Here is a 14698-nt window from a genome sequence, read left to right as displayed (position 1 = left end):
ATTCGGGCATCTGTGACGAAGGGAATTCGTACGCGAGCCGGGTGGCAGACTGATTGTTGCGCATGGCTTCCTTCCTGGTCGCCGTGAAACTGGTGCCGGATGCATGCCGCCATGCCTTCAAAAGCGTTACACTGCGCCGGACAAGGCCTGCAGACGCGTTTCGTCGCCTCGACACCCGCAGCGGTCTGCCTGCGCGAATCCGCTACTCAAGCGAGCCGATGCAGAAAATCCTCGACCGTACTCAGGAGTCACTGGCCCACGCGTTCGCTTCGCTCGCGCAAAGCGCGAAGCGGCAACAGCGCTTGTATCTCGTGACGATCGGATCGCTGATGCTGATCGTGGTGGTATTCACGCTGCTGCTAGCGGTCCTCGCCGCGTCGAGGCAACTCGACTACCGCCGCGCCTTCGCCACGCAGAATGCCGCCGATATCACCGCGCTGCTGCACCGCGAGGACGCGTTCTTGCGCCGTGCCGAACTGACACTCGCTTATTACAACGATTTCGAAGGCGTGCTGCCCCTGCCTGCGGGCATCGAAGAATCGGTCCGGCAAACGGGCGTGGCGCGCAGTCTGGTGGAGCGGGCCGGTGCGCGCATCGATCTGCTCGTCGGCGACGCGACGCGAGCGGCGTGGGGACCACAGTTGAATACGAAACTCTGGCGCCTATACCAGACAGGGGTGTCGACGCTGGCGACAGGGCAGGCCTTTGCCCTGCGACAGCGTGCGATGCTGGTCGGGCTGAACGAAGACTACGCGGTGATCCTGCCGCCAGCCGAAGCACCGGCCGAAGCATCCGGCACCGTGGCGCTCCCACTGCGGGCTTCAAAGATAGCCACGCTGCGCGATGCCATCGAGCAGCAACTTCAGGCCCAAACCGGCAAGCGCGTGCCCGGCAAAGGCGAACGCATCTGGCTCGGCCCTTACCGCGAGCCGCTGCAAGGCGTTCCGGTGATCACCGCGGTGAGCGCCTACTACATCGGCGATACGCCGACCACGCTCATCACGACGAGTATCCCCATCAGCACGCTGCCCGAGTATTTCACCCGGCCTGCAGCCGAAGGAACGCTGCTGCTCCTGACCGCGGACCGCCGCATGATCGTGTCCTCGCCGCCGGTCGACGCACGCACGGCGCACATGCTGCGCGACGCTGCGGCGAGTATGCCGTCTGACGGGTATCGCTACACCCGTTATGGCGCCGTGCTGGTCGAGCCGCTCGCACCGAACTTTGGCTCGCTGGTGGGTTTTCTTTCCTGGCCTGCGTTGGTCGCGGCGCTACGCTGGCAACTGGCGACCCTCGCCGGCCTTGCCTTCCTGGTACTGTTGTCCATAGCGTTGACAGCCCGCTTATGGGGACTGCGTTTGTTGCACAAGACGTTCGCGGAAACGTCGCGCGCGCTGGAAAGCGAAACCCTCAATCACATTCTTGTCAGCGCGACGCCGATCGGCTTGTGCATCGTCCGGCAACGCGATTATTCGATCACCACGGCCAATGCGTTAGCCGAGTCGCTGCTGCATATCGAACCGGGTAGTAACCGTTTGCCGTCGCACATCGTCGGCGAGTTCCGGGCCAATGCGCCGGATAAGCCCTCGGTCGCGGCGTTTGCGAAAGTCGCGGCTTTCGTCGCACCCGCGCAGCCGCTTCCCACGCACGCACAGCAATCGCAGCAATTGCAACCCCTGTCGCAACCTGACGGAAGCGACGCGGCGCCCGTCCAGTTTCTGCAGTTTACTTACGCTCCCGCGCGTTATGCCGACGAGGACGTGCTGTTCTGCGCGATTCTCGATGTGACCACGCAGCATGCGCTCGAACAGCACCTGCGGCTTGCGCAGCAGAGTTCGGAAACCATGATGCGGGCGCGCTCGAATTTCTTCGCGTCGATGAGCCACGAAATCCGCACGCCGTTAAACGCGTTGCTCGGCAACCTCGAACTGTTCGCGCGTACTCCGGGGCTTGAAGCACACACGCAACGGCTTGGCGCGCTGGGCGTGGCGGCCGACGCGTTGCGCCGTATCGTCAATGACATTCTCGATTTTTCGAAGATCGATGCCGGCGAGATGAAGCTCTCGACCGAATCGTTCCGTCCGATCGACGACTTCGAAAACATCGCGCTCTCCTACGCACCAATGACGGCGGATCGCGCGATCCGCTTTTATTCGCATCTGTCGCCGACGCTCGACCAGGTGTTGCGCGGCGATCGCACGCGCATCGCGCAGATCGTCAACAACCTGTTGAGCAACGCATTCAAATTCACCTCGTGCGGCAAGATCACGCTGAGCGGGGACGTGCAGGACGACTTGCAGGGCCGCCCGATGCTGACTTTCCGGGTCTGCGATTCAGGAATCGGCATGGATCAGGCGCTGGTGGCGCGCATCTTCAATCCTTTCGAACAGGGCGAGGCAAGTACTTCGAGCCGCTACGGCGGCACCGGACTCGGCCTGTCGATCTGCGCGCGGCTGTGCGAACTGATGGGTGGACATATTTCGGTCGAGAGCGTGCTTGGCGTGGGGAGTGCGTTTAGCGTCTCGATACCGCTTGCACCGCCACCCGATGAATTGCGTGCGCCCGCTGTGGAACCGGTGCGCCGAGGCAATGGGCTCGTGCTGTGTCAGGAGCGTGAGTCGGGGCAGATGCTTGAGCGTTGGTTCCACCGCGCGGGATGGACGATGCAAACGCTGACGTCGATGCGCAGCGCACAAGCGTGGCTGCGAGTGAACCGGCCCGATGTGATGGTGGTGACCGGCGAGTACGACCTCGACGCCATCGCGGCGTTGCGCGTGGTGCATCCGGTCGGCGTGGTGTGGATCACGCGAACCGGACCGTATCGGCCGGCTGTGCGCGCCGACGGCGTGATCGAAGCCAGTGAATTCAGCCGCACGGCGATTTTGTCGGCTGTCGATCAATCGGTGGGGGACGCGGACGGCGCAGGCCGTGTGGCGGCGTTGCCCGGCGACTCCGCCGTGGCGTTCCAGCCGGCGGTCAATCCGGCGCTGCACGGTCTGACGGTTCTGGTCGCGGAAGACAATCCGCTGATCCAGACCTTGATCGTCGAGCAGCTCGACGCGCTCGGCTGTCTGCCGACGGTCGCCGGCGACGGTCGGCAGGCGCTGGCAGCGTTCGAACAGGGGCACTTCGAGGTGGTGCTGAGCGATATCCACATGCCGGTCATGGATGGTTACGGATTGCTCGCGGCGTTGCGCAAGGCGCATGCGGACGTGCCGGTGCTGGCCTTTAGCGCGGTCACCGACAACCAGCAGCAGGAAGGCTGGCGCGAGCGCGGCTTTACCGGCTATGTCGCGAAGCCGGCTTCGTTGGGCGAGTTGGAGGCGGCGTTGCTCGCGGTGACGTCGGTGAGGTCGCAGGCCGTGACATCAACGGTAGCGGAAGCAGCGGTGGTGGCGCCGACGACCCCGACCGTGGCCGGCGCCACCGCCGCCGCCGATCCGGCCAACGCGCTCAGCGCGGACGACAAAACGCGTTACACGGCCATGCTGAAAGAGCACTTGCAAAACGATCTGCCAAGGCTGCAGGCGATTGTCGAGCAGGAAGACCGGGAGGCATTGGGCGGCTGGGCGCATAGCGCCGGCGGCGCGTTCCTCGTCGTGCAGGAGCGGCAGTTCGCGCAGCAATGCCGTGAACTGCAGCGGCTATGTGAGAACAGCGAAAATTGGACGACCGAAATGGACGAACGCGCGATCTCGCTGCATGAGGCGGTATGCGATCACTTCGGGCTGGACGAAGCGTCGATGCAGTGACGCGTGCGGCGGCTATTGAGGCCGGGACAGCCGTTTCCGCCGCAGGGTATCAAATCAGAGCAGTAAAGTTAAACCAGTCCCGTCGCGTAATAAACCGCGATCACAAAGAAAACTGCCAGCGTCTTGATGACCGTCACCGCGAAGATATCGCGGTACGACTGACGGTGCGTCAAACCCGTCACCGCCAGTAGCGTGATCACGGCGCCGTTGTGCGGCAGCGTGTCCATGCCGCCGCTCGCCATCGCGACGACCCGGTGCAGCACTTCCATCGGGATATGCGCGGCTTCAGCGCCCTTGATGAAGGTGTCGGACATGGCCGCGAGCGCGATGCTCATGCCGCCCGGCGCCGAACCCGTGATACCCGCCAGCGAGCTCACCGAAACAGCGGCATTGACGAGCGGATTCGGAATGCTCTTCAACGCACCGCTGACCACCAGAAAGCCCGGCAACGCCGCGATCACACCGCCGAAGCCATATTCCGACGCCGTCAGTCGCTCGCGCAGGCGAGGCGCGCCAAATACACGTTCGGCAGTTTCGTCGGCACGAGCGCGGCCAGTCTCGAAGTGAAGCGCCAGGCGCGCCGCGCCGCTCGGATCGCCAGTGCTGTTGCTCGGCGAAACCGGCACGGGCAAGGAACTGCTTGCGCATGCCATTCGCGGCCGGTCGGCGCGGGCGACTCAGCCGCTCGTCACCGTCAACGTCGCGGCGATTCCCGATACCTTGCTCGAAGTCGAGTTCTTCGGCGCGGCGCCCGGCGCATATACCGGTGCCGACCGTAAGGGACGCGTCGGCAAGTTCGAGCTCGCGAACGGCGGCACGCTGCTTCTCGACGAAATCGGCGATATGCCGCTGCCGTTGCAGGGCAAGTTGCTGCGCGTGTTGCAGGACAAGGAGTTCGAGCCGCTCGGCTTGAACCGGATCGTGAGGGCGGACGTGCGGATCATTGCCGCGACCTCGGCCGATCTGGCGGCGCTGGTCGCGGCCGGACGCTTTCGCGCGGACCTGTTCTATCGCCAGAATGTGCTGACGATCCACGCGCCGGCATTGCGCGAACGTTTATCCGATATCGAAGATCGCGGCATATGGCATCGAGGTGTGACACCGTCCGGCGGCATCGAGCGACGCAGCGTAATTGCCACATGGCACAATTGCGTGATCGAAAAACAAGACGTCATCGGGGTTTCAAATGAAACGTTGTCTCTCTTCGTTCACGCGCCGAGCCTATGCCGCGCTGGGGCTTCCCGCGATCGCCATGCTGTGCGGTTGCAGCAGTAGCGCACCGCTGTTTCTGTCGGACGGTCGCCCGACTACGCTGGTTCAATGTCCGGCCGGCTCCGACTCCTGCGTGCAACAAGCGCGTGCAAGTTGCGGCGGCGCTTTCGATGTCGTGCGCCAGTCAAGCGGCAACGGCACGCTCAGCCTGATTTACGCCTGCCAGGCGAAATGACCCGGCGCCGGCCGACGGCTGGCGTCGTCATGACACGTCCCTTCCTTTAGCCCGCCGACGACCAGCTGCGATGGCGGCCTTTTTGCTTTCCGGCGTAAATATCGCTTGCCTCGCAAACTCAGCCATTCGGCGAGCCGATCTCGCATAAGCACATGCTCGTCATCAATACCTGCTTCTAATGCGCCTGTGCGGCGGGTTGTGATGCGTAATGAATTTTTAACGCATTACTTAAGATTGATTTCTCTTCTTATCCGCTTCAGCAAATGGCGCAGGCTTTTGTCAACGGAGCGATTCGGTGCGGCACCTAACGGAACGCCAGAATTCGCCGCAGTATCCTCATCTGACCGGTTCGCACTTAAAGCTTCACGCAGGTTTTGCCGATTCCGATCGACTGAACCCATGCACAAGAAAAATTTGCCGTTCGACCAACGCGACGAAAATCCTGCGGCACGCTTCATGCTACACGATCGAGTCCAATGAATCATTCCGGGGAAAGCAATGAATCACCAACAACTCGAAAAAGATATCGTTCATCTTGAACATGTAATCACGCATATTTCCGCTGAAGATCGTATCCCCTTGTCATATTGGCGTAATCGGATCGATTCGGTGTCCGGGGCAACGCTCGTGCCGGCCCAGGCTAGCCGCGTCAGACGGCTCAATGCGGCACTTTCGGCGCTGGAGGCGCGGAAAAAAGCGTGAGCCCGCGCGGCGGTGGATGGCGGCCTGTACCGTCTGTTCCGGTAACGTTATCTGTGAAAGTGACGGAACGTAACGCACAGGGCGAGGCGGTGCTGGCCGCAGGCGCTTATCCACGGACTTAGGAAAAATATGCAACCAGCAGGACTTTCAGCGGCTCGGCTGACGGCGCTGACGAACGCCATGCAAGGCTATGTGGAACGCGGCGAGGTGGCCGGTGTCGTTTCGCTGGTCTGGCGGCGCGGTGCAATCGGCTATTTCGAGCCGCTCGGCTTGCGCGACGAAGCCGCGCAGTTGCCCATGGAGCGCGACACCCTGTTTCGCATCGCGTCGATGACCAAACCGGTTACGAGTGCGGCAATCCTGATGCTGATCGAAGAGGATCGGCTCGCGCTCGATACGCCGATCTCATTGTGGCTGCCGGAGCTGGCTGCGCTATCCGTGCTGCGCGACCCCGCGGGCCCGCTAGACGAAACCGATCCGCTCAAAGCGCCGCTAACCGTGCTCGATCTGCTCACGCATCGGGCTGGCTTTGCTTATCACTTCACCGCCGCCGGTCCGTTGGCCGAGGCTTACGCGGCTGCCTTCAACGGCATTGAAGCGCGTGGGGATGCCAGCGCGTGGCTGAGTCGGATAGCGGCCCTGCCGTTGATGTTTCAGCCCGGCTCGCGCTGGCATTACGGCATCGCGACGGATGTGCTCGGCGTGCTGATCGAGCGCGTTAGCGGCATGCGGCTCGGCGAGTTCTTCCGGACACGGATTTTCGAACCGCTCGGCATGCGCGACACCGCTTTCTGGGTGCCCGACGCGCAACTCGAGCGTCTCGCGACGGCATACGGCGTCGAGCCGGACACACGGCGGCGCATAGTCGAGGATCATCCGTCGTCGAGCCGCTGGGCGAATCCCGACCGCTTTCAGAGCGGCGGCGGCGGCCTTGTCTCGACGGCGCAAGACTATCTGCAGTTTGCGCAACTGCTGCTCGGGCGTGGCCGTGTCGGTTCGACACGTTTGTTGTCGCATCGCTCGGTCGATCTGATGCGCTCGAATTTTCTCACCCGCGACCAGCGCCGCGTGCCGGCGTTCGGCCATGTGCTATGGGCGGGACAGGGCTTTGGCCTCGGCTTGTCCATCGTCGACGATCCCGCGCAGCAGTTGCCGCTCGGCTACCGTTCAGTGGGTTCGTTCGGCTGGCCGGGCGCGTTCGGCACAAGCTGGTTCGCCGATCCGCTGGAGGACCTGATCGGTCTCATGCTGATCCAGCGGCGTGCCGTCGAACCATTCCCGATGTCGGTCGATTTCGAACGCCGCGTGTACGATGCAATTGACGATTGAGGGCGTTGGCCATGGCAGTTGAGCGGGCCGCCTCGAATGCGCGGCCGATTGCGGACCGCATTGGGCAGGCCGCTCTATCCGGCACTTTATTCGTCTGATAGTGTCCGTTCAAGGAGACTTCCTCCAAGGCGTCCGCACTGCATGCAGTTCGTCAAACAGATTGGAGCACCCGCCATGCCTTCGTACAAGCAGTTGACTGCCCAACTCGAAAAGCTCCACAAGGAAGTTGCGGTAGCGCGGGAGAAAGAAATCGCGCAGGCGATCGCCGAGATCAAGCAGAAGATCGCCGAATACGACCTGACTGCGGAAGAGCTGGGTTTTACCACAAGGCGTACCGCGGTACGCAAAGCGGCATCGGTCGCCAAATACCGCAACCCGAAAACCGGCGAGACGTGGAGCGGCCGTGGCCGCTCGCCCGGCTGGCTCGCAGGCAAAAAGCGCGAGCGTTTTCTGATCGAAGTCTGAAGCCCGCAGTGCATCGCGTTTTCGCTCGTCAAGGCGCCGCATCTCTCTAAAGTGAAGCCGTGCCCCGCTTTTCTCGCACCGCTGACGGGGTCCCGAAAACGCTCACCTTTCGCGTGAGTTGGCAGCGCGGACGGTGCGCTTTTCCGAGCGTGCTGCGGCAGGCTTCATTCATTCGGTGAGCCTGGTTTTGTCGCATGACGCACCTCGCGGTGCGATTCCCTCTACAGCCCGTCGCGGCTGAACAACCTTCCCCGAAATCCGCGCTAACCTTTGCTGGTGGGCGTTCCCAGGCTATGCGCACGATTTGCGTACGTCGTCGTTTGATTCTCTCGCTGGCTTTTCCGTGGACCTTGGCTCGCGGCTGGACTTCGCACTGCAGGTGCGTGGGCGACCTTCGATGCGTTCACCTTTCGCCGCGATTTGAGTGTCCCCAGCGCGACTCCCGAAAACGCTCACCTTTGCGCTCGTCCGTGTGCGCCGCTCGGTGCGCACGGGGCAAACCCGGAGATGAGATCGCCTCATACCCCGGATCAAAACTCATCGATACATGGTCGCAAAGACCGAACAGCACAATCGGTCATCCACTCAACCTCGACGGAAAGACCATGAGCGTATCGACGGACAAACAACTCTTTATCGGCGAAGGATTCGAAAGCCCCGGCGTCAATCTCGCGCATATCAACGTACTGGTCGGCCCGCGCAACGGGCCTGCGGGTCAGGCTTTCGCTACCGCACTTGCGACCCCCTCCGCGGGGCATGCGCCGTTTGTCGTGATCGCACGGCCGGGCGTGCCGACGAAGCCGCTGACGCTCTACGTGAACAAGGCGCAGATCGGCAGCGACTTCCATGGCAACGCAACGTGGGGCGCTTCGCAGGCCGGCATCGCCAGGGCTGTGGCCGAGTCGCTGGAGAACGGCACCCTGCCTCCCGAAGCGGAAAACGATTGGGTCGTGGTGTCCGCGAACTGGGTCAACCCGGGCACCGACGATCTCGACGCCGTGTTCGAGAACAACTACCGCGCATGCAAGAACGCGATCCTCGCGGCGATGAAAGGCCTGCCGCATCGCGACGAAGTGTTCGCCGCGGCGCGCGACGTATCGAATCCGTTTTACACCCCGAAGCAACGTTAATCACGCGCAACGCGGTGCGCGCGCCGCGCCGCCGACGCAACCGCTTACGCAACTGGATGCGATCAGGAAGGAGACAGCACTATGGAATACATTCGCCTCGGCCACTCGGGCCTGAAGGTTTCGCGTCTGTGCCTCGGCACGATGAACATGGGCACGCCGCAATGGAAGCCATGGATCTTCGACGAAGCGCAAAGCGAGCCGATCGTGCGCCACGCGCTGGAAGCCGGCGTCAATTTCATCGATCTTGCCGATTTCTATTCGACCGGTGTGGGTGAAGAAGTGGTGGGCCGCATTTTGAAGCGCATTGCGCGCCGCGAGGAAATCGTCGTGACGACCAAGGTCGGCTACGACATGGGCGCGTATCAGAACGCCGGCGGTCATTCGCGCAAACACATCATGGATGGCATCGACGCATCGCTCGCACGCCTGGGTATGGATTACGTCGACATCTACATGCTGCATTTCTTCGACGTGAACACGCCGGTCGAAGAGACGATGGGTGCGCTTCACGATATCGTGTGCGCGGGTAAGGCTCGCTATATCGGTGTATCGACGATGTACACGTGGCAGTTCGCCAAGATCATGCAAGTCTGCGAGCGCAACGGCTGGCACAAGCCGATCAACATGCAGTTGCAACTCAATCTCGCTTACCGCGAGGAAGAGCGCGAAATGATTCCGTACTGCCAGGATCAGGGCGTCGGCGTTTCCGTGTTCAGTCCGTTGGCGCGCGGGCTGCTGACTTGCGATCCGAATTCGACGCGCAACCAGACCGATTTCTTCACCGCGCAAATGTACGGCGATACGGCGTCGCGGGAGATTGCTGCGTCGGTGGCGCGCGTGGCGGCGCGGCGTGGCGTATCGGCGGCGCAGATTGCGCAAGCGTGGGTGCTCAATCACGGCGGCGTGGCGAGCATGCTGGTCGGCGCGGATACGCCGGCGCAGTTCGATAGCGCGTTGGCGGCACTCGGCACGAAGCTCAGTGCGGACGAACTGTTCGAACTCGAACGCAACTACACACCGTGCGATCTGATCAACGACTACACCGCGGGCAAACGCATCGCGCGCGAAGGACGGCTCGCGCAAGGCGTGTTCGTCGAGAACCTGGAGAAGGCAGCATGAACGAGTTTCTCCGAACCGGCCATTACATTGGGGGCGAGTGGTACGAAAGCGCGAGCACGTATCCCGTCCTGAATCCCGCGACCGGCGAGATCATCGCCCAGGTTGCCAACGGCGGCGCGGCGGAGACGACCCAAGCCGTGGCCGCGGCCGAGCGCGCGTTTCCGGCGTGGCGCAAGTTGACGGCGAAGGAGCGCGGTGCACGCGTCAAACGCTGGGGCGAGTTGATGCTTGAGAACCGCGACGCGCTCGCCGAACTGCTGACACTTGAGCAAGGCAAGCCGCTCGCCGAAGCGCGCGGCGAAGTGGGCTATGCGGCGAGCTTCTTCGAATGGTTCGCCGAGGAAGCCAAGCGCAGCTACGGCGACGTGATCCCGAGCCCGAATCCGAATGCGAAGATCATCGTGACGCGCGAACCGATTGGCGTGGTCGCGGCGATCACGCCGTGGAACTTCCCGCTCGCGATGATCACGCGCAAGGCCGGCCCCGCGCTCGCGGCAGGCTGCACGATGGTGCTCAAGCCATCGGAAGAGACGCCGTTGTCCGCGTTTGCATTGGCAGTGCTTGCTGAGAAAGCGGGCATTCCGCCAGGCGTGTTCAACATCGTCTCCGGCGATGCAGTGGCGATTGGCGGCGTGCTGACTGAATCGGAAGTCGTGCGCAAACTCTCGTTCACCGGCTCGACGCGCGTGGGCAAGCTGCTCGCGAAGCAGTCGGCGGATACGCTGAAGAAGCTGTCGCTGGAACTCGGCGGCAACGCGCCGTTCATCGTCTTCGATGATGCGGATATCGACGCCGCCGTGCAAGGGGCGATGGCCTCGAAGTTCCGCAACACCGGGCAGACCTGTGTGTGCGTGAACCGCTTCTACGTGCAGGACGGTGTCTACGATGCATTCACACTGGCGCTGACCCAAGCCGTGCGGCAGATGCGCGTCGGCAATGCGCTGCAAGGCGAGGTCGAGCAAGGTCCGCTGATCAATCAGGCGGCGTTGAGGAAAGTCGAGGCGCATGTCGCCGACGCGCTGCAAAAAGGCGCGAAGATCCTCACCGGCGGAAGACCGCACGCGCTCGGCGGCACGTTCTATGAGCCGACCGTGCTGGTCGATGCATCGAAGACGATGTTGATCGCGTCCGAAGAGACCTTCGGCCCCGTGGCGGCATGCTTCCGCTTCAAGACTGAAGACGATGCCATTGCCGCCGCCAACGCTACGCCATTCGGCCTCTCCGCGTATTTCTACACGCGCGACCTCGCCCGCGCCTGGCGCGTTGCTGAAGCGTTGGAGAGCGGCATGGTCGGCATCAACGAAGGCATTCTGTCGACCGAAGTCGCGCCGTTCGGCGGTGTCAAACAGTCGGGCCTCGGCCGCGAAGGCTCGAAGTACGGGCTCGATGAATACACCGAACTGAAGTACATGATGATGGGCGGCCTCGGACGCTAGCATCTTGTATTGAACGTTCATGCGTGTGCCTCGCGTTTCATGCGCAAAGCGAAGCGAGGCGCACGAAGCGGCGCTGCGTATCTGAAGTCGGTCACCCAGTCGGATACGCAAGCGCTGCCCACACAACGAAGGAGACAGCGTGAGCAATCAGGATTTCCAGGCCGCCACTCTCGGCCTCGCCCCCACTATGCCGCCCGCGGATGGAGCACCCGCGCACGGCCCCATTTCTCTCGACGACGTTCCGCTGAACGCGTTCCACGTCAAGATCGCCGGTTTGACGTTCGGCGCGCACTTTACCGAAGGTTATGCACTCGGCACGATCGGTTATGCGCTTGCATCGCTGAATCGCCAGATGCCGCTCGACGCGTTCTGGATGGGCATGATCGGCAGTTCCGCGCTGATGGGCATCTTTGTCGGCAGCCTCGTGTTTGGCTGGCTGTCAGATCGACTGGGACGGCAGAAGATCTTTCTACTGAGCTTTCTCATCATTACAGTGGCGGCGTTCGCGCAGTTTTATGTGTCGTCGCCGTTAGCGTTGTGTTTGCTGCGCGTGTTGATCGGCTTCGGAATGGGCGGCGACTTTGCGGTGGGGCATGCGATTCTCGCCGAATTCTCGCCGCGCAAACATCGCGGGACGTTGCTAGGTTCGTTCAGCGTGGTGTGGACCATCGGCTATGTGGTGGCTAACGTGCTCGGCATGCACTATGCCGACGCGTCGCCCGATGCGTGGCGATGGCTGCTTGCATCGGCGGGGGTGCCGGCGCTGATCGTGCTGGTGTCGCGCATGGGCACGCCGGAGTCGCCGCGTTGGCTGCACGGCAAGGGACGTGTCGCCGAAGCCAGGGCGATCGTGCTCAAGCACTTCGGTCCCAACGTGACGCTCGACGCAGTCGATGACGGGCTCGCGCAAACGCATGGCGGCTTCATGCGCTTGTTCAAGCAAGACCTGATCCGCCGAACGGTCTTCAACTGCGCATTTTTCGTCTGCCTCGTGATTCCGTATTTCGCGATCTACACGTTCCTGCCCACGATTCTGAAGGCGATTCATCTGAACGACGGTTCCGGTGCGGATTTCCTGCTGAACGGTTTCCTGGTGCTGGGCGCGCTGATCGGCATCTGGCTCACGATCAAGTTATCGCGCCGCGTGTTTTTGATCGGCTCGTTCGCGGTGACGTGCTTGTCGCTGATCGCGTTGAGCGTGTTGCCGGAGTCTGCGACGCTCGCGATGATCGTCGCGTTCGCCATCTTCACGCTGACCATGTCCGCTTTTTCGAATCTGGTCGGCGTGTTTCCGCCGGAGTGCTTTCCGACCGAGGTGCGTGCGTGCGGCGTCGGACTTGCGATCGCGTGCAGCCGTCTCGGCTCGGCTATCGGCACTTTCCTGCTGCCGCTCGGCATCGTCCATTTGGGCTTCCACGCGACGATGATGGTGCTTGCAGCCGTGTTGCTGATCGGCATGGTGGTGTCGATCGCGTGGGCGCCTGAGACGAAGCACCTGACACTGAACGAAGCAAGCGGCGCGTAGCCCGTCTGTGTGTTGAAAAAACCCGCCGCATCGGCAACGATGCGGCGGGTTTTCCATTTGGGGCGTCAGGTCGGCGTTGGACTTTACTTCTTCGCGTCTTAGGAAAAGTCTTAATCCCCTGCAGGCGCCAAAGCAAAACTGTCGGAAATACTCGTTGGTCATGTAGGGAAATTCTTATTCAAATAAGAATTGTCCTAGGTACTTGCGAATCCCGAAACCCTAACATTGATTTGCGCCTGAACGAGAGGCCAATAGTTCGAAGCAAAGACCGCCATTTTCCCGGCGTAGAACATTGGAGCGCCCAGGGGCAAATGGCGGGTCTCACACTCAATATCGATTCGCTGTCGATTCAATAATTTTCTTAACTCACTGGAGCAGCAAACATGAAATCATTCCTCCCCGCAATCGCGATCGCAACCGGTAGTTTGTTGGGTCTTGCATCGTTCGGCGCCCACGCGGCCGACGGCACGATCACCATCACCGGCACGCTTTCCAACACCACGTGCTCGATCAACGGTAAAGCATCGGGCACGGCTGCAGATGTCAACGTCACGCTGCCCACGGTTTCGGCCGGCACGCTCTCGACGGCAGGCGCAGTTGCCGGTACGTCGAGCCCGACCGGCATCACGATGGCGCTGACCGGCTGCTCGGGCGGTGCAACCAAGGCAATTGCCACCTTCGAAAACGGCGCGACCGTCGACCAGAACAACGGCTATTTGACGAATCTGGCTGCTACGACCCCCGCCACGAACGTCGAAGTCCGTCTGCTGAACGCATCGATGCAACCGATCAACATCGTGACCGGTTTGAACAACGATATCGCTGGCAACGGTGCGACGATCACCACCGGCAATGCGGACCTGAAGTATTTCGCGCAGTACTACGCAACGGGGAAGGCTACGGCCGGCAACGTGAGCACGAACGTTCAATACACGATGCAGTATCAGTAAGCGGTAGCCGAGGCGTTCGCTCAGGCGAACGCCTTTTTAACGGCCTTATTTCAAGATTATTTTTAGAGGTGATGTGATGAAGTTGCTCGGAAAAATGACGATGGGAATCGGTTTTGCTTGTGCGCTGCTTGCAGGCAGCGCACAAGCAAGCGTGACGATCGGCGGTACGCGAGTGGTGTATCCGCTCGAGCAGCGCGAAGTCACGGTCAAGCTCGATAACGACAGCCACAACCCGTCGCTCGTGCAAGTATGGATGGACGACGGCAACCCGGATGCAAAGCCCGGCGAAGTCAAGGTGCCGTTTGTGATTACGCCGCCGATCTTCCGGATGGACCCGGCGAAAGCGCAGACCCTGCGTGTGATGTATAGCGGCGAAGCGCTGCCGCAGGATCGCGAATCGGTCTACTGGTTAAACGTGCTGGATATCCCGCCGAAGGCCAATGGCGCGGCTGACGTCAACTCGCTGCAAATGGCCTACCGCACTCGCATCAAGGTGTTTGTGCGTCCGGCCAAACTGCCGGGTAAGCCAGAAGATGCGCCGGCGCAGTTGAGCTGGAAGATTGTGGCGTCGGCCGATGGCAAGGGCCAGTCGGTGAGCATATCGAATCCCACGCCGTACTACGTGTCGTTTAGCGAAGTCGATGTCGAAAGCGGCGGCCACACCTTCAAGAACGAACAGGGTGGCATGGTTGCGCCGCGTGCATCGGTGGTCTTGCCGGTCGCAAAGATGAATGCCGTACCGGCAGGTGCAAAGGTTCACTACACCGCAATCAGCGATTACGGCGGCGCCATGAATGGCGACGCGACACTCGGTCAATAGACCGCAGCAGCTTGCCGGCCGGG

General features: G+C 61.9%; 12 protein-coding genes and 2 pseudogenes. 12 read left to right on the top strand and 2 right to left on the bottom strand.

Annotated elements, in window-relative coordinates; all coding sequences use genetic code 11:
• The first annotated feature begins 62 nt into the window (after positions 1–62).
• A complete protein-coding gene (locus ACAX43_RS00890; RefSeq protein ID WP_370706537.1) occupies positions 63–3752 on the top strand; it encodes an ATP-binding protein in 3690 nt (1229 codons plus the stop codon).
• A 68-nt stretch (positions 3753–3820) separates the two neighbouring features.
• On the opposite strand, the pseudogene ACAX43_RS00885 reads toward ACAX43_RS00890, so the two are convergent.
• Positions 3821–4246 (bottom strand): annotated as a pseudogene (locus ACAX43_RS00885) (GntP family permease); the annotation flags it as partial.
• Between ACAX43_RS00885 and ACAX43_RS00880 the strand changes: the two are divergent.
• Positions 4235–4823, top strand: a pseudogene (locus tag ACAX43_RS00880) (sigma 54-interacting transcriptional regulator); the annotation flags it as partial. The pseudogenes ACAX43_RS00885 and ACAX43_RS00880 sit on opposite strands and share 12 nt — an antisense overlap.
• 115 nt (positions 4824–4938) lie before the next feature.
• Complete coding sequence (locus tag ACAX43_RS00875) at positions 4939–5199, top strand: hypothetical protein (RefSeq protein ID WP_370706536.1); 261 nt, start codon at positions 4939–4941, stop codon at positions 5197–5199.
• 224 nt (positions 5200–5423) lie between these two features.
• Here ACAX43_RS00875 and ACAX43_RS00870 read toward each other — a convergent pair whose 3' ends face one another.
• A complete protein-coding gene (locus ACAX43_RS00870; RefSeq protein ID WP_370706535.1) occupies positions 5424–5657 on the bottom strand; it encodes a hypothetical protein in 234 nt (77 codons plus the stop codon).
• 40 nt (positions 5658–5697) lie between these two features.
• Between ACAX43_RS00870 and ACAX43_RS00865 the strand changes: the two genes are divergently transcribed.
• The 9 genes from ACAX43_RS00865 to ACAX43_RS00825 all read left to right on the top strand — a co-directional run bounded on the left by ACAX43_RS00865 (position 5698) and on the right by ACAX43_RS00825 (position 14675).
• On the top strand, positions 5698–5901 hold the full coding sequence (locus ACAX43_RS00865; protein WP_370706534.1) for a hypothetical protein: 204 nt from the start codon (positions 5698–5700) through the stop codon (positions 5899–5901).
• Between the two features lie 129 nt (positions 5902–6030).
• Positions 6031–7230 carry a serine hydrolase domain-containing protein gene (locus ACAX43_RS00860; protein WP_370706533.1) on the top strand — a complete coding sequence of 400 codons (1200 nt, stop codon included), beginning with the start codon at positions 6031–6033 and terminating at the stop codon, positions 7228–7230.
• Positions 7231–7404: 174 nt separating this feature from the next.
• A complete protein-coding gene (locus ACAX43_RS00855) occupies positions 7405–7695 on the top strand; it encodes an H-NS family nucleoid-associated regulatory protein (protein ID WP_370707067.1) in 291 nt (96 codons plus the stop codon).
• 605 nt (positions 7696–8300) lie between these two features.
• Positions 8301–8825, top strand: a complete 525-nt coding sequence (fae, locus tag ACAX43_RS00850; protein WP_370706532.1) for a formaldehyde-activating enzyme — start codon at positions 8301–8303, stop codon at positions 8823–8825.
• Positions 8826–8906: 81 nt separating this feature from the next.
• Positions 8907–9944: an aldo/keto reductase gene (locus ACAX43_RS00845; protein WP_370706531.1), complete on the top strand. Its 1038-nt coding sequence runs from the start codon at positions 8907–8909 to the stop codon at positions 9942–9944.
• The gene (locus tag ACAX43_RS00840) at positions 9941–11380 is read left to right on the top strand and encodes an NAD-dependent succinate-semialdehyde dehydrogenase (RefSeq protein WP_370706530.1); all 1440 of its coding nucleotides are present in this window, start codon (positions 9941–9943) and stop codon (positions 11378–11380) included. The genes ACAX43_RS00845 and ACAX43_RS00840 overlap by 4 nt, the downstream gene beginning before the upstream one ends.
• Before the next feature lie 139 nt (positions 11381–11519).
• Positions 11520–12905 (top strand): MFS transporter, encoded by a 1386-nt coding sequence (locus ACAX43_RS00835; protein ID WP_370706529.1) that lies wholly within the window; start codon positions 11520–11522, stop codon positions 12903–12905.
• A 383-nt stretch (positions 12906–13288) separates the two neighbouring features.
• Complete coding sequence (locus tag ACAX43_RS00830) at positions 13289–13855, top strand: fimbrial protein (protein ID WP_370706528.1); 567 nt, start codon at positions 13289–13291, stop codon at positions 13853–13855.
• Positions 13856–13931: 76 nt separating this feature from the next.
• Positions 13932–14675, top strand: coding sequence for a fimbria/pilus periplasmic chaperone (locus ACAX43_RS00825; RefSeq protein WP_370706527.1), 744 nt, complete (start codon positions 13932–13934; stop codon positions 14673–14675).
• Positions 14676–14698: the final 23 nt, after the last annotated feature.

Origin of the sequence: Paraburkholderia sp. IW21, from assembly GCF_041321145.1 — a bacterium.
In the GTDB taxonomy this organism is placed as follows: domain Bacteria; phylum Pseudomonadota; class Gammaproteobacteria; order Burkholderiales; family Burkholderiaceae; genus Paraburkholderia.
The sequence above is the reverse complement of the archived record's forward strand: the minus strand, read 5'-3'. Positions and strand labels throughout refer to the sequence as shown.